The following is a 14366-nucleotide window of genomic DNA, read 5'->3' on the forward strand; positions in this document are numbered from 1 at the left end:
TCTTCTCCTTATCACCTTCGTGTCAAACATCACAAGACACGATGGAAAACGTACCAATTACCCATGATGCCTTACCGGCCGCCGTTTACCTTCTCCGACAGGAGGTAAGCGAACTAAAACAATTACTGGCTAACACCTCAGCCAATCCGGCCAATCCTGATGCCGACGAACGCCCGCTATCGGTCAAAGAAGCCGCCGAATTTCTAGGTATTGCCCCTCAGACGGTTTATCAGAACATTGATAAGATCCCGCACCGGAAGCGGTTCGGCCGCTTGTTCTTCTTCAAATCTGAACTACTGGAATACCTCAACGCTGGAGAGGGCAAGGTAGCATGAGCAAGCCCCTAACCTTCATCGATGCCAACGGCATTCAGTTTTCCCACGCTGAAACCATAGAACTTTACAGCGTACTGTTTCGCCTGGCCTTTGAGCAGCCAACGCCGGATGACCGGCACTTCGCCAAATGCCTGCTTATCCGTGCGTACGAAACCTATCCAGAGTATGCCGATATTGGAGATCAGGTCCTAAAGGCCCAGGCCAAACCAGCGCCCCGCCCAAAGTTCGAATTTCGAGCCACCCACGGCAGCGGCTTCAAACGGAAAGGAGGCCGGCCGTGAAAACCCTGCCACTACCGATCAATCCCACGCCCGCCGGTCTGGAACGCTTTGCCGGTATTCAGGCTAAGCGCCTGGCTGAACTACAACCATTACCCACGTGGTCAGACAGCGACTTCCGGGAGATTCTGAATTGCTACAGCCGCTGGGATCCTGCCGACCGGCGTTGGCACTTGCCCGCTGATGCCCTTCGCATCCTGGCCAGTGACCCCCGCGTACCACCGGCTCAGGCCACCCGGCTCCGGCGGCAGCTTGCCGCGCTCGACCGGCAGCGAGCTCCGGATCAGACCCCCGTAACCCAAAAAGAAGAGGCCGCCCAATGAGCAACCGAAATTACCCACTGAACGACCCCCCTGGAGCGTTGGAACAGAGCGAAGATACGAAAACATCTGTTACCGTTCACATTGCCCCTGGTACCGACCTGAACGAAGTAGCCGCTACTGTCAACGAGGATTCAACCCAGCCTCAGCCGGTAAAAAAAGAATCGCAGCCTAAGCGGGGCGCTTCGAAGAAAAAGCCGGTTGACAACCTGAAAGAAAAGCTACTTGCAAAGCTTTTGGAGCGGGAACAGGTCCTTTGTGAAGCCGCTACAAAGCCCGTTGTATTTAGCCAGCCCATTATCAGCAGAGGGGATGTCGGTATTATTGGTCGTTCTACTCTAAACATCATTCAGGGTGCATACGGGTCGCATAAGTCCCGAATGGCTGAATTATTGGCCGCGCTGATGCTGACAACCAACAGCACCGATGATCCGCAATTCCTGGAGTTCAAACGGATAGCCCTGGAACGCTTTTGCGTCTGCTACATTGACACCGAACGAAATCAGGGAGAGGAATTGCCTTTTGCCATTCAGGGTATCAAAACCAGAGCCGGTTACAGCTTGGAGGATATACCCGCTGATTTTCGGGTTACATCTATAAAAAGTGTTGAGCGAAAGGATCGATTTGAAGCCATTGAAGCATTTATCAGCCACGTTCGAGAGCAAACCGCCTTACACCTCTTCTGCCTGATTGATGTCGTTACCGATGCCGTAGGGGACTTTAACGACGCTAAAGAATCTATGCGTTTGTATGACTTTATCGGCAACCTGTGCGACCACTACAACGCTACGTTCTTACTGGTTATTCACCAGAACCCAGGAACCGACAAAGCCAGAGGTCACACCGGAACCGAGGCCGCTAACAAAGCCAATACGGTTATGCAGATTGGTTTTGAGAAAGACACCAGCGGTAATGATACCGATATGATCAGGCTGAAGTTTTTGAAGCTACGGCGGGGCAAGCGTCCAGAACCCGTTTACCTGCAATACTCCGAAGAGGCAAAGGGCTTAGCCCTGGCAGATGCTGAACAGATAGCCGCTCAGGTCAACTACCGAAAGCACAAAGCCGATACCGAAGACGTTGCCGACCGCCTGATTAGCCTGCTATCCGAGGGAGCAATGCCAAAGGGCGAAGTATGGACCATCTTGGAGTCTGAGTTCAAAGCAAAGAACGCAACGATCCGAAACCGTCTGAAAGCGATAATGACTGACCCGCCGGAGATGTACGATGAGGAGGGCCGCGCCGTTCGATTAGCCGACTACAACCAGGGCAAGAACCAATTTTACCGCCTGGTCCCAATTGGGTGATTTTATCCTGCTAACTGCTAAGACCCCCTATAAGGCATTTAGCAGTTAGCACCATCAAAACAACCCTGCTAAAAACATCTTAGCACCATTGTTTAGCAGTTAGCAGCATGGAAAAAACAACCCTTTCGGCCAACCCTGTTAGATGTGCCATGAGCAGCCTATTAGATGTTGAGGTTTCCTGCTTTGCCGGGTATAACATAACCGACAATCCCAGGCCGGTCAAACTGCTTACCTGGCTTACCTCCGCTAAATATTGGCAACAGGTAGAGCAGATCAGGCAGATCAGCGACAAAGACCAGCGGGACGCACTCAAGGGGAAACTACCGGCTATTACTCCGAGTGGCTTGTTTGCCTACCGGGCCGAAAAAGACCTGATACGGCATTCCGGCTTTCTTCAATTTGATATCGACTGGAAAGAGAATAAGCACATTGGCAACTATGGCCAACTAAAGCAGCACATTTGTAACATTACCTGTGTGGTGTATTGCGGCCTGTCTGTATCCGGTACGGGCTATTGGGGTTTAGTTCGGATTGCACACCCTGAACGGCATAAACAGCACTTTAACGCTTTGCAAAAAGCATTTAGCAGGTTAAAGATCAACATTGATGATGCCCCTAGCAACGTGGCCAGCCTACGCGGTTACTCGTACGATCCGGAAGGGTATTTCAATGAGCAGGCCGTTATCTTCCATCAATACGATGAACCTAAACCAGCGCCCGTCCGAACGTTCACGTTTACACCTGATGCCGATCAGGAACGAGCAAGGGTCGAATACTGCATTGGTGAAATTATCAGCCGGAGCACCAACATTGCCCCCGGTTATGATGACTGGTTCCAAATTGGATGCAGCCTGGCTAAGGCGTTCGGAGAGTCCGGCCGGGAATACTTTCTACAGCTTAGCAGCGTCTACGAAGGAACGCAGCGGATCAGTCCTGACGCTCAATTCACGCACTGCCTGAAATGGGATTCAAGGGCTACGCTGGGTACTTTCTTTCACTACTGCCAGCAAGCCGGTATCAGCTATCAGGATACCTTACCGCTAACTGTACACTCCGCACCCATCAGCCGACCAGTAGCCAGCCGCTCAGCAGTGGAGGTACCCGACACCTACCCGGCTGAATGGGACCAGAAAGACCAGCCCTCAGCCCGTCATATTGCGATGGCAGCCAGTCAGACCCGATCCGGAGCGGGTTATACCGCTCTGCTAATATCAACTGAGCAGATAAACTATTTGCTAACTTGATAAACCGCCCGATTGACCAACAAGGAAAATGCCGATAAAGTGGGGCATTACAATTGATGTAGCACAAAAACCGACCGTAACACGATGGGACTGGAAATTAGAAACAGCCGACCCTATTATTACCGCAAGGTCCGAAGAGACGGTAAAAGCACCTCTGAGTATGTAGGCAGCGGCTTTGTTGCCGAATATGCCGCCGTAATGGATGAGGCAGACCAGGCCGAAAACCAAACCCGGCGGGAAAGGCTACAGCGGCAGCGAGAAGCCGACCGTAAAGCCGATCAGGAATTAATAAGCCTGGAGCGCACTTTAAAGGAGTTATTTACCACCGTAGCCTTAGCCAATGGCTATCACCAACCGAAACGACAATGGAGAAAAAAACGCAAGCGGTAAACACGCCGGTTCAGACTGATGAGCGAAAGGTTAGAGAACAGCTATCCGACCTGATGCGACGATGTGGCAATCCAGAAAAACCCGATCCTCAGGCCCGCGAAGAACTGAACCGACTAATCAGCAGAGAGGGTATGGCTAAGGAGGTAATGAAGCAGATGGATGGGCTATACGATATGGCCCTGAATCAGCGGATAAACCTTTACACCCAGGCTGATTTTATGAGAGAGATGCTGTTATTCAAGTGTATTCAGCTAAAGGAGGAACTAGGCTACCTGGCCGGTAATCCGCTGGAGCGCCTGGCTATCGAACAAATTGTTCTTTGCTGGCTGAATCTTCACCTGACAGAGCTAAGCTATAGCAATGCCCTTTCGCAGCCCCATGATATAGCCGTTGGAATCTACTGGGAGAAACGCGTAACCCTGGCCGGCAAACGCTATAGCCGTGCGTTGGGAACCCTGGCTAAAGTGCGTAACTTGAAGCTAACCCTTCAGGTCAACAACGCCCAGAACCAGATTATCAATAATGGCTAACCCTACCGGCCAGCCGTACCCCCTTCCAATCTTTGGCCTCCCAGCCGTACCGGGAATTTTGGCAAGCCCAGCCGCAACGGGCAAGAGCCGTACTGCAAACGCGGTACCGAAACCAAAACCCCAAAACAAGGTATGGCAACATCCAATCCGGTCCCCCATCGGGACCAAAAAGCCGCTTCTCAGCGGGACATCCTGATTACCTCAACTATTGTCAAGAAGGTAGCACCGGGCAAGTTCCGCTACTTCTTCTCCTTTCACAACCTATCCGATCAGCCGCTTGATACGGTGATCCGGATCAGAGTCTACCCGCGCTTTTTCCGGCTGCTTTGCCCCTGGTCAGCGTTCCGGCTAACCCTGGCAGCGGGCAGGTCCGGCTACGGGAGCGTAGATGCTGACCACCTGTATAAGAACCCGCGCTTTCAGTGGCAGACACCCACCAGCCGCGGCCGTGGCCGGATTGCGCCGGAGCGTGAAGACCTGACCCACTTCAGCCAATTGGCCGCTGAAACCGCAACGCAGGCACCCTCAGCAGCAGCACAGACACCCACCAACTAAACAGCACAGTACCCATGGACACGAACACGCAACAGCCCGAAGAAGATCAGGCCCTTTACCCGGTCATTCTTGACCCCCGAGCCACTACTCAGTTTGAAGCCGGAGGCCATATTTACCGGGTAGAAAAAAACGTAGAATTAAGCGTAGCCAGAGACAGGTATTTAGAGCGCTACAGCCTGCAAGCCGCTTTAGCCCGCAGCAGCAGCGCCATCCGGGAAGAGATCCGCAAAGCGTATGACCTCAACAACCAGAGCAAACCCGGTGACGTTGGCGTAGTGCTGCACAACCTCTTAGCCGCAACGGTCGATTTGGAAACCAACTTCAACCCCATTTACCTGATTTGCACCCTGTTCATTAACCGGGTCGATGAGGACCGCACCAGCTTCAGCAGCGAACTGGCCATGCAAAAGCTGGAGGATTGGTCCGCTATTAACCGTAGCTTTTTTTTTACCTCAGCGGTCGACTTTCTGACCGCTATTGGCGACGACTTCAGCAGAGCCACCCAGACCTTTTCAAGCCCGGCAGCAGCAAGCCCGGCAGCACCGAACGGCCCCGGCCAATCTCCATTGCCGCCCAGCTCGTAGAAGCCGACCGGCATTGGGCTAAGCTACTGAACACCCTGACTGAGGGCCGCGCCGTGGATATAGAAGCCCTGATGAGGATGGATAGCGTTGCCTTCTGGCACCACTACAAAGCCCACCAGGAACGCATTAAACAGGAACTAGCCGCTTACTCGCAGAAACGACCATAGCAACACCGTAACAAGCATGAGCACGATAGAAACCAAGTACGTCTTAGACATAGACGATGTAATCGACAAGCTAGGCCGGGTAACGGCCGGCGTTGGCGAAGTGAACAGCACCTTACTGAAGGCAGGCCGGCAACAGCCCTTTACCGAGTTCAACAGCAAAGCCACCGCCTTTAATCAGACCCTTGCTCAGCAGGTCAAAAGCTTGCAGGACAACAACGCCCGCCTGAACGCCATGAAAGCGGAGCTAGCCAGCGTAAAGGCTGAATACACCGACCTGGTTAAGCGGCAACAAGAGTTTATAGCCGCTGGCCAGTATCAGGAATTGCAGCAGCGGTTAAAGCAGGTAGAGGCCCGGCTGGCTGCTATAAACCGGGAGATGGGAGGTAGCAGCGAGGGCGTGAAGAAACTAGGCAAAGGTTCGTCGGAGCTGGGTACCATCTGGAGCCGGCTCAAACAAGCCGCTATAGCCGCGTTTGCCGTTGACCGGATCGTAGCAGTCGGTACAGCCATTGTGCAGACTACGGCCAAATTTGAGAAGTACGAAGCGGTCCTGACCAATGCCGTAGGCAGCCGGTCCGGAGCCGTCGACGGGTTACGCCTGATTGCCGAATATGCCGCCCAAACGCCCTACTCCGTTGATGAGCTAACGTCTTCCTTTATCAAGTTCGTAAACCGTGGCCTGGTACCCACTAAAGAGCAGCTTACGCAAATTGGCGATCTGGCAGCCTCCCAGGGTAAAAGCTTTGATCAACTTACAGAAGCGATACTAGACGCTCAGTCGGGAGAGTTTGAGCGGTTAAAGGAATTCGGCATTCGGGCCAGCAAGTCGGGTGATCAGGTATCGCTCAGCTTCAAAGGAGTAACCCAGACGGTGAAGGCCACCAGCGGAGCCATTACCGAGGCTATTCTAGGCTTTGGTAAGCTGAACGGGGTAGCCGGATCTACGGCCGCCATTAGCCAGACGCTAGAAGGTGCCATGTCCAACTTTGGCGATCAGGTCGACCGTTTGGCCGTATCCATCGGCAGCACCCGGTTAGGTGGAGCCTTTAAAGAACTGGTTAGCCTGGCTGGTCAACTGGTAGGGGTATTCACCGACCTTATCAGCGTTTCGCCCGCTGACACCCTACGGCAGCAGCAGGCCGAACTAAACGGCCTGGTCGGAGCATTGGTACTGGCTAACGATAACGAGGCCGTCCGGCTCAGTCTGATTCAGCAGCTTAGCCAGAAGTATCCCGAGTTCCTGGGCCAATTGGATGCTGAGGCAGCGGCCAACGATGTATTGGTCCAGCGCCTGGCAGCGGTCAACGCGCAATACGAAAAGAAAATCCGGATTGCGCTGGGACAGGAAAAGATTCAGAAGGTTCAGGACCAGCTAACGGCTTCCATCCGGCAACAGTCCGAAGCGCTTCGGATACTGGCCAGAGAATCCGGCAAAACCATTGTCGAGCTGGAGAAGCTAAGCCCGGCGCAGCGCCTGGCCCTGGCCCGGCAGGTAGCGGCCAAGCAAAGCCCTGTACAAGCCACCGGAGCGGGTGGAGGTCTGACCCTATCGACCGACCCCCGCGCCTTTCTGGATAAGACGCTGGAGAGCGCCCAGGCTAAGCAGGTAGCCTTACAAAAGGAGCTAAACAGCCTACTCGGAGAACAGGCCCAGCGGCAAGCGGACCTCACGAAAACCACCGTGGAAGGCTATCAGAAGGACATCGCCCAGATCCGGGAAAAGATCCGGCTCAAACAGATTGATAAGAAGCTGGGCGAGGAAGAGATCAAGCGCCTGGAAACCCAAATCCGGCAGGCCCAGGGATTAGCCGCCAACGTGGATAACACCCCCATTGGTGCAGGTAGTCCCCCGAAGAAAAAGACCGGCAAAACCGACGCGCAGAAAGCCTACGAGGCTGAACAGAATGAGCTACTGAAAGCGGGTGAAGACTACGTAAAGGCGTTCCTGGCCTTAGAGGAACAGTACGGCAAGAAACGACTGGAAACCCTCAGCAAAAATTCGGAGGAATACATCAAGGAGAAAGCCGCCTTAGACCTGAAGGAAATTCAGCTAGCCCGCGATACCTACGAACGGCAGTTGCAACTTGCCGCTTCCAATAAAACGGAAGTCCTGAACGGTAAACGCTTTCCAGTACCGAATACAGCCATAACCTTAGCGAATGCCGACCCGGAGCGGGCCAAACTCTTTGTCGATGCCAGCAAGGAAGTAGAGAAAAAGCGGGATGAGGATATCCGGCAGTTACGGCTTGACCACCGGATCAAAATGCTGGGACTGGAGCGCCGGTATGATGAGCTGGAGATAGCCGAAACGGAGAAAAAGTGGGATGAGCTGATTAAGCTGGAAAAAGAAGGCTCAGCCGAACAGCAGAAACTACGCAGGCTCAAACAAGCCGAACTAGACCGGATCACGCTGGGACAAGCCATTGATAAGAACCGGCAGGGTGAAGCGGCCGCCCTGGCTTTCATTGGTCAGCAACGCTTTGAAACGGACCTGAGAGCGGCTAACCCAAACATCGATGCAGCAGAGGTAGAACGGGCAAGGCAAGAGGCCATACTAGCCGTTCGCATTGAATACGGCGAAAAGCTGTTAGCGCTGCTAAAGGCGCAGGGAGAGGCCGAAAACGCCCTGATTATTGCGCAGACTCAGGAGGTAGTCGACGGCCTGAAAAAGGCCCAGGGGGAACTGAAGTCAAAGCCGCGCTACGAATCGATCTGGCAACTGTTGGGCGTAACCAACGGCATGAACGCTGAGCAGCTTAAAGCGTTCAAAGAAGGGCTTCAGCAAATCGGGCAAGCTATCAACGAAACTACCCAGGCCATTGTACAAGCCGCTGACGCCCGTATTCAGGCCCTAAACGGTGAAATATCCGCTAAAGAACAACAGGTTCAGCAGGAAGAACAGCGGGCCAAAGAAGGTGCTGCTAATAACCTGGCTATTCGGCGGGCTGAACTCGAGGATTTGAAGCGGCAGAAAGCAGAAGAGGAAGCCATCAAGCGCCGGTCCATGCAGGTACAGCAGTCGTTAGACCTGGCGTCGATGGTTAGTAACAACGCCCTGGCTGCAACGAACACGTATTTGGCTATTACCCAGGCAGCGGCTCAGGGAATCAAGCTGGGACCCATTGCGGGACCGATTGCCATTGCTGGGCTGGTTGCTTTAATATTCGGTACCATCCTAGCCGCCCGCGCCCGCATTAAGGCCATGCAGCAACTCAGAGAGGGTGGGCAAATCCGGTTTGGCCGTTCGCATGAGCAGGGAGGCCATAGGATAGAAGGAACGGATATTGAGGTAGAATCTGAAGAGTGGGTAGTTAACCGCCGGTCTTCCAAAAAGCACACTACACTGATAGAAGCTATTAACGATGATGATCCGGTAGCGATCCGGAACGCTGCTATCCGGTACGTGGAGCGGCCTTTCGTGGCCCGGCCTTTCGTGGCCCGGCCGGCCATCCCGCAGCGGCAGTTCCCGCAGGTGGTCATTCAGCAGATGGAAACCACCGCTCAACAGCAGGCCAGCCGGCAAGCGGACCTTGCCGAACTATCGGAGCTAAAGCAGGAAATGGCCCTGATGAACGAGCTGCTAGCGTCGATTAAGCAGGACGCGGCCGCTACCAGCCGCAACACCGCCCGGCGGGTAGTCAGCACAGGTGAAGGGACGCTGTACATTGAAGACGGTAGCCACCGGGAAACCAAAAAACTGAAGTAGAGCCATGGAACAAGCACTTAGAAGCGCCTGCCTGGCGTACTTGGAGGAAAAGTGGTCTTGCCCGCTCGACTGGTCGGATGACCCACAGCTAGCAAACAGCACCTACTTCTACCGGCCAACGGATGAGCAGGTATTGACGGAAACGGTACGGCTTATGGAACTGAATATGAAGAATAGCCTATGGCTGCACCAACAGCGTAAGGTTTGGGGCCGCCCGCCCGGAGACCCCCCCGTCTATCCGGAGCTTTACCACCAGGCCAAGGCGGAACTCGATAAGCTACCCCGAAAGCCACCGGCTATCTATTGCCCGCCGGGTCTGGATTATGGATTGAAGGAACGGCAGAATTAGAGAAAGGAAAACCGGCTGATGAGGCCGGTTTTTTTTGTTGGCCCGCTTATTTTCGGATGGCAAGTAATTAGTAGTAAAACACTACTAGCCAACAGAGTCCACCGGCTTAGCTTGCATGGGTTTCAAATAGTTACGAAACGTAACCACCCAACACAGAATGCTAGCTTAGCTTGCAGAGGCAGGCAAATAGTATCGATGCAGTACTAACCGCCCGGAGAAGCTAGCTTAGCTTGCAGCTACAAAAACCAACATTGTCAATGTTTTTCACCGAAACCACTATCTAATTTTCAAAATCAAATTAAACCAGTAAACAACTATGAAAAAAGCTGAAATGCAGATTCTAAAGGCTCTAAAAGAGTTCACTTCGCTAACCTTTGCGAAAATGTCAGAGAAAACCGGCCTGCACCGGATTGTTTGTGAAAAACGTTGCAAGGAAGGGCCACTGAGACAATACCTGACGATTAAGCCTTACGCAACCAGAGGAGACACGGACTCAGTAGTATGCCTTAATCCTGAAGGCGAAAAGTTTGCGGTGGAGTTAGGTCTTTAACTCATATAGCCAACACTATTTCGAAGGGTGTCCGGTATGGTGGACACCCTTTTTGTTGACCTGATATTAGGATTCATGAGGTTAGCTCAAAGGAGGGGGTACAAAATACCCGCCCCTCAGCGGAAAAGCGTCGGTTCACAGTGGACGGAATTACCCCCGCCAACGAGCACGTTTCAAGCGGCCAAAATGTTATACCTTTGAAGGAGGCTTACCCGGTTATGACAGGCAAAGAACTATTTCTGAATTACTTGGATCAGAACCAAACGCCTGATCAACGTCAGTACGCCCAAACGCTGATGACGGCTCGTTATACGGTGGGCGATGAGCGGCTATTTGCTGCTTTGGAAGAGGCCGAATCAAAGGGATTGGTAATCGGGCTAACCAACCCTGTCAATGAGGGTTATTACAGTCCGGACGGTATCAAACTGGTCCCTAAATTCTCTGAGTTATCGCTATGGCTTACACACCCCGCCCGAATCCCTACATGACCAAAGACGGTGACTTCCTGCCTGGCAAGAAGGCGGAAGCCTACGCCTTTGCTCAGGAGGAACAGCGACGCTGGTTAGACTCGCTTCCGGAAGCCGAACGCAAAGACGCTGAAGCGAAAATGCGTAATTTTCACAATCACCAGAACATTGCCGTGTAGGTACCGGCCGCCGGTAATCAGACCTAATGCCGCCCTGCTACCCTGCCACCAGAAGCCCAAAAACAATGGTGCTAACTGCTAAAACCCATATAGGGCCGCTTAGCAGTTAGCAGGATGAATTAGCGTCGGAACTGTAGTAACTTACTTCTGATGAAACAGATTTTTCTTTCGTGGATAAGTGCCTTAATCGAGCTATTCAGGTTGTATCCGGAAGAGCCGATGCCGACTGATTACAGGCCGATGGACGAATACGAGCTGACCCATTTTCGGCAGCGGTATCCGGCTTGCCTGGCTTGCCGGCATTACACCAAACGGGGCCAAAAGCATACCTGCCTTGCTTACCCGATAGCCATACCTGAAAAATTTCTACAGATTCAGAGTCCTATCCACGTTGATGTGGAGCCGGATCAGCAAGGGAACTCTGTATTTGAAGCTAAGGACGTGGAAGTCATCACGCCCGGCCTTCCATCAATGTCTGCCTGTAGCGGATGCAAACACCGGGCCGCTACCGGGCCCGGCTGCAAAGCTTATCCCAGACGCATTCCGTCCCGCTGGCTGTTTACCACCCGAATGCACACCACCGTACAAGTTGACCAGGTAGGAAACTATGTGTTTGAGCCGGAAGAGGAATAAATACTTTGGATATATCCACAGATTAGCGAAACGTTCCTATCTTTGGGAAAAGCACCAGAGCAGCACTATGTCAGAAACAGCAAAGCGGGTCGGTGAAGCCATCCGAAAAGCCAGAAAAGAGAAAGGGTTAACCCAGAAGGAAGTAGGCCGGCGGCTGGGTATTACCGAGTCCACGTTTAACGGCTACGAAAGCGGCCGGCAAAACCTGACCATTGACACGCTGCAAAAGATAGCAGACGCGCTGGGAGTCAGCTTAACCGTAATTCTGGAATAGGCTATTTTTTTGTCTCAATACTTAGGATATATCCGAAGTTTATGTAATTTAGCAGAGCAATTTAGCAACCCAATAAAAAACCCGCGCTGGAGCCTAGGAAACTGACAGAGCGGGCTATGTTTCACCTTAAACTGATTCGTTAAAAATGAACACAGAGCAAAAGTACGCACAAGCGGGAGCCGTGGCAAGTACGCCCAACGAACCGGCCATTGGTTCGCTGCAATGGCACGAAAAAGAGCTTGATTTTCTGCTGAGTAATTTCTTTTCTGAGCGCCGGGCTAGCAACGTCATTGGGGATATTAACGCGCTGTTTTACGAGTGGATTGAGCATGAGTCTAAAAAGGCCAGCGACAACCAGCGCCGTGATATTTCCTTTGGCATTCTACGGCTGCAAACATTCATTGTTGAGCTTCAGGAGAAATACCAGATTGTTAAACATTTTCGCAGCCTGGAGAACTCCAGCGCCGGGAAAGGAGGTGAGGTATGCTAATTAAACTGCATGTATGAACAAGTCCCTATCCGGATGGGGTAGGCTCTCAGGCCGATGATTTAATTTGGTCGCTGGTCGCTTACCGAATAAGGCAGACCAGTAGAACCGGCTCACAAGGCCGGTTTTTTGTTGGTGTGCATACGAGTTCCCAAAACGCATTGCACATTGCATTGCACACGCATGAAAAAAGCCACTCACATTTTACTGTAAGTGGCTGATAATGAAAGCGGACCCGTAGGGATTCGAACCCCAAACCTCCTGATCCGTAGTCAGGTGCTCTATCCAATTGAGCTACGGGTCCGGGACACGCTGTTCGTAACACACATGGCGTGTTCCCGTGTTGGGACTGCAAAAGTAGTAAATTGTGCGAAAAACGCAAAAGCCAGATTAGAAAAAATTTGCCTATTTCCCCTTAAAAACCGCCTTCCGCTTTGATAGAAAGGCCATTATGCCTTCGGCGGCATCGTTCGAACGACCCAACACGTCCTGATAGCCGGCCTCTTCTTCCAACATATGATCCAGGTCGGAATACAGGGATTGATTCAGTACTTCTTTCATGGAGCCAATCGCCAGGGTAGGGGCGGAGGCATAATACGCTACCGCTTCGGTTACGGCCTGGTCCAGTTCGGCGGCCGGTACAGCCCGGCTCACCAGGCCCAGCGCTGCGGCCTCTTTGCCGTATACGCGCCGACCGGTGCTGCATAGCTCAAAGGCCTTGAGCGGCCCCACCAGCCGGGGCAGAAAGAACGTCGAGCCGGCATCGGGCATCAGACCGATGTTGATGAAGATCTGGCTGAGGTAGGCTTCTTCGGCCGCGATAATCACGTCGCAGGCCAGGGCCAGGGAGCAACCGGCACCGGCGGCTACCCCGTTTACCCGCGCAATTACCGGCTTCGGCAGGCTGCGGATAGCTTTAATCATCGGGTTGTAACCTGTCCGCAGCGATTCGCCGAGCGACAGACTGCCGCTGTCCTGTAGTTGGTTAACGCCTTCTTTGAGGTCGGCACCGGAGCAGAAGGCTTTGTCGCCCGCGCCGGTCAGTACCACCACGCGCACCGTTTCGTCGTCACCGGCAGCTTTTATGGCCAGACCTATTTCGCGGATCAGTTCAGGGCTGAGGGCGTTATAGACCTCCGGCCGGTTTAGCGTAATGGTGCAGACAGGGCCGTTTAGTTCGTAGAGGAGGTGGTTGAAGTGCATGGGGGTTTGAAGTTTGAGGTTTGTAGTCTGTAGTCTGTAGTCTGTAGTTTGAAGTTTGTTGAAATCGGTGGCATCTCCAAACTTTAAACCTCAAACCTTAAACTTCAAACCTCAAACCATTTTACACCAGCCAAACCACCGTCACCAGGCTCACCGTCAGCCCCAGCGCTAAGCCGGTCCCGATCTGGGCGGGGGTGTGGGCGTTGAGGTGCAGGCGGGCGCTGGCGACCAGACCGGCCAGAATGGTCAGGGCTACGAGAGAAAGGAACAGGTCGGTTGCGCTGAATTTGAGCATAATGCCCAGCAGCGCACCCAGCGACCCACCGATGCCGACGCTGTGGGCGCTGATCTTCCAGAACAGGCTGATGAGGCCCACCAGCAGAATGGATACCGTAATGCTGCCGAGGATAATGGCCACTTCGGGTGCCGTTTCGGAGACAAGCTGCATCCGGAAGGCAAACAGAAACGTCAGGAACGTATAGATCAGTCCGGTAATCAGGTAGGGGAGCCGCCGTTCGCTGCGGTCGTCCATGTGCAGACTGCTGAGCAGCCCCTGCCGGTAGAGGTAATAGATCAGCAGCGCCGGCACGCCAAACGTACCGATGGCAATCAGCAGCAGCAGACTCAGTCGCGCCCGTTCCGAGAACGCATCCAGCCCAATTACCCCCGGCACCTGAAACAGCAGGATACCAAACAGCAGCGTGGGCATGAGCAACGGGTGAAACAGGGCAGACAGGACGCGGGCAAGTGAGGTAGTCAACTTAGTCAATAGTGGTTAGTCGATAGTCGATAGGGTGCAAAGATATAA

18 protein-coding genes and 1 tRNA gene are annotated in these 14366 nt (G+C 53.2%); 16 read left to right on the forward strand and 3 right to left on the reverse strand.

What is annotated here, in order from left to right; translation table 11 throughout:
• Positions 1–41 precede the first annotated feature (41 nt).
• From ABD931_RS06145 to ABD931_RS06220, 16 genes are all read left to right on the forward strand, one after another.
• On the forward strand, positions 42–335 hold the full coding sequence (locus ABD931_RS06145) for a helix-turn-helix domain-containing protein (RefSeq protein WP_345265015.1): 294 nt from the start codon (positions 42–44) through the stop codon (positions 333–335).
• Positions 332–616: a hypothetical protein gene (locus ABD931_RS06150; RefSeq protein ID WP_345265017.1), complete on the forward strand. Its 285-nt coding sequence runs from the start codon at positions 332–334 to the stop codon at positions 614–616. Before ABD931_RS06145 ends, ABD931_RS06150 begins: the two co-directional genes overlap by 4 nt.
• A complete protein-coding gene (locus ABD931_RS06155) occupies positions 613–936 on the forward strand; it encodes a hypothetical protein (RefSeq protein WP_345265018.1) in 324 nt (107 codons plus the stop codon). The genes ABD931_RS06150 and ABD931_RS06155 overlap by 4 nt, the downstream gene beginning before the upstream one ends.
• Positions 933–2240, forward strand: coding sequence for an AAA family ATPase (locus tag ABD931_RS06160; RefSeq protein WP_345265020.1), 1308 nt, complete (start codon positions 933–935; stop codon positions 2238–2240). Before ABD931_RS06155 ends, ABD931_RS06160 begins: the two co-directional genes overlap by 4 nt.
• 149 nt (positions 2241–2389) lie before the next feature.
• The gene (locus ABD931_RS06165) at positions 2390–3484 is read left to right on the forward strand and encodes a BT4734/BF3469 family protein (RefSeq protein WP_345265022.1); all 1095 of its coding nucleotides are present in this window, start codon (positions 2390–2392) and stop codon (positions 3482–3484) included.
• An 84-nt stretch (positions 3485–3568) separates the two neighbouring features.
• Positions 3569–3874 (forward strand): hypothetical protein, encoded by a 306-nt coding sequence (locus tag ABD931_RS06170; protein ID WP_345265024.1) that lies wholly within the window; start codon positions 3569–3571, stop codon positions 3872–3874.
• Positions 3850–4404: a hypothetical protein gene (locus tag ABD931_RS06175; protein ID WP_345265026.1), complete on the forward strand. Its 555-nt coding sequence runs from the start codon at positions 3850–3852 to the stop codon at positions 4402–4404. The genes ABD931_RS06170 and ABD931_RS06175 overlap by 25 nt, the downstream gene beginning before the upstream one ends.
• 132 nt (positions 4405–4536) lie before the next feature.
• Positions 4537–4959, forward strand: coding sequence for a hypothetical protein (locus ABD931_RS06180; RefSeq protein WP_345265028.1), 423 nt, complete (start codon positions 4537–4539; stop codon positions 4957–4959).
• Positions 4960–4973: 14 nt separating this feature from the next.
• Positions 4974–5543: a hypothetical protein gene (locus ABD931_RS06185; protein ID WP_345265030.1), complete on the forward strand. Its 570-nt coding sequence runs from the start codon at positions 4974–4976 to the stop codon at positions 5541–5543.
• A 183-nt stretch (positions 5544–5726) separates the two neighbouring features.
• Positions 5727–9416, forward strand: coding sequence for a hypothetical protein (locus tag ABD931_RS06190; RefSeq protein ID WP_345265032.1), 3690 nt, complete (start codon positions 5727–5729; stop codon positions 9414–9416).
• Between the two features lie 4 nt (positions 9417–9420).
• The gene (locus ABD931_RS06195) at positions 9421–9765 is read left to right on the forward strand and encodes a hypothetical protein (protein WP_345265034.1); all 345 of its coding nucleotides are present in this window, start codon (positions 9421–9423) and stop codon (positions 9763–9765) included.
• A gap of 316 nt (positions 9766–10081) precedes the next feature.
• Positions 10082–10315 carry a hypothetical protein gene (locus ABD931_RS06200; RefSeq protein ID WP_345265036.1) on the forward strand — a complete coding sequence of 78 codons (234 nt, stop codon included), beginning with the start codon at positions 10082–10084 and terminating at the stop codon, positions 10313–10315.
• 454 nt (positions 10316–10769) lie between these two features.
• Positions 10770–10961 (forward strand): hypothetical protein, encoded by a 192-nt coding sequence (locus ABD931_RS06205; protein WP_345265038.1) that lies wholly within the window; start codon positions 10770–10772, stop codon positions 10959–10961.
• Positions 10962–11111: 150 nt separating this feature from the next.
• Entirely contained in the window at positions 11112–11594 is a 483-nt protein-coding gene (locus ABD931_RS06210; RefSeq protein ID WP_345265040.1) for a hypothetical protein, read from the forward strand.
• A gap of 67 nt (positions 11595–11661) precedes the next feature.
• Positions 11662–11868, forward strand: coding sequence for a helix-turn-helix domain-containing protein (locus tag ABD931_RS06215; protein ID WP_345265042.1), 207 nt, complete (start codon positions 11662–11664; stop codon positions 11866–11868).
• Positions 11869–12013: 145 nt separating this feature from the next.
• Positions 12014–12358, forward strand: coding sequence for a hypothetical protein (locus ABD931_RS06220; RefSeq protein WP_345265044.1), 345 nt, complete (start codon positions 12014–12016; stop codon positions 12356–12358).
• 227 nt (positions 12359–12585) lie between these two features.
• Here ABD931_RS06220 and ABD931_RS06225 read toward each other — a convergent pair.
• The 3 genes from ABD931_RS06225 to ABD931_RS06235 form a co-directional block, all read right to left on the reverse strand.
• Positions 12586–12659, reverse strand: a tRNA-Arg gene (locus tag ABD931_RS06225).
• 101 nt (positions 12660–12760) lie between these two features.
• Positions 12761–13558, reverse strand: coding sequence for an enoyl-CoA hydratase/isomerase family protein (locus tag ABD931_RS06230; RefSeq protein WP_345265046.1), 798 nt, complete (start codon positions 13556–13558; stop codon positions 12761–12763).
• Positions 13559–13679: 121 nt separating this feature from the next.
• Positions 13680–14318, reverse strand: coding sequence for a hypothetical protein (locus ABD931_RS06235; RefSeq protein ID WP_345265048.1), 639 nt, complete (start codon positions 14316–14318; stop codon positions 13680–13682).
• Between the last annotated feature and the right edge of the window lie 48 nt (positions 14319–14366).

The organism is Nibrella viscosa (genome assembly GCF_039541875.1).
In the GTDB taxonomy this organism is placed as follows: domain Bacteria; phylum Bacteroidota; class Bacteroidia; order Cytophagales; family Spirosomataceae; genus Nibrella; species Nibrella viscosa.

Coding starts and splice junctions, on each gene's coding strand:
- ABD931_RS06185 (WP_345265030.1), top strand. CDS start 4,974: ATGGACACGAACACGCAACAGCCCGAAGAAGATCAGGCCCTTTACCCG.
- ABD931_RS06190 (WP_345265032.1), top strand. CDS start 5,727: ATGAGCACGATAGAAACCAAGTACGTCTTAGACATAGACGATGTAATC.
- ABD931_RS06200 (WP_345265036.1), top strand. CDS start 10,082: ATGAAAAAAGCTGAAATGCAGATTCTAAAGGCTCTAAAAGAGTTCACT.
- ABD931_RS06170 (WP_345265024.1), top strand. CDS start 3,569: ATGGGACTGGAAATTAGAAACAGCCGACCCTATTATTACCGCAAGGTC.
- ABD931_RS06165 (WP_345265022.1), top strand. CDS start 2,390: ATGAGCAGCCTATTAGATGTTGAGGTTTCCTGCTTTGCCGGGTATAAC.
- ABD931_RS06230 (WP_345265046.1), bottom strand. CDS start 13,558: ATGCACTTCAACCACCTCCTCTACGAACTAAACGGCCCTGTCTGCACC.
- ABD931_RS06215 (WP_345265042.1), top strand. CDS start 11,662: ATGTCAGAAACAGCAAAGCGGGTCGGTGAAGCCATCCGAAAAGCCAGA.
- ABD931_RS06205 (WP_345265038.1), top strand. CDS start 10,770: ATGGCTTACACACCCCGCCCGAATCCCTACATGACCAAAGACGGTGAC.
- ABD931_RS06160 (WP_345265020.1), top strand. CDS start 933: ATGAGCAACCGAAATTACCCACTGAACGACCCCCCTGGAGCGTTGGAA.
- ABD931_RS06195 (WP_345265034.1), top strand. CDS start 9,421: ATGGAACAAGCACTTAGAAGCGCCTGCCTGGCGTACTTGGAGGAAAAG.
- ABD931_RS06145 (WP_345265015.1), top strand. CDS start 42: ATGGAAAACGTACCAATTACCCATGATGCCTTACCGGCCGCCGTTTAC.
- ABD931_RS06220 (WP_345265044.1), top strand. CDS start 12,014: ATGAACACAGAGCAAAAGTACGCACAAGCGGGAGCCGTGGCAAGTACG.
- ABD931_RS06175 (WP_345265026.1), top strand. CDS start 3,850: ATGGAGAAAAAAACGCAAGCGGTAAACACGCCGGTTCAGACTGATGAG.
- ABD931_RS06150 (WP_345265017.1), top strand. CDS start 332: ATGAGCAAGCCCCTAACCTTCATCGATGCCAACGGCATTCAGTTTTCC.
- ABD931_RS06210 (WP_345265040.1), top strand. CDS start 11,112: ATGAAACAGATTTTTCTTTCGTGGATAAGTGCCTTAATCGAGCTATTC.
- ABD931_RS06180 (WP_345265028.1), top strand. CDS start 4,537: ATGGCAACATCCAATCCGGTCCCCCATCGGGACCAAAAAGCCGCTTCT.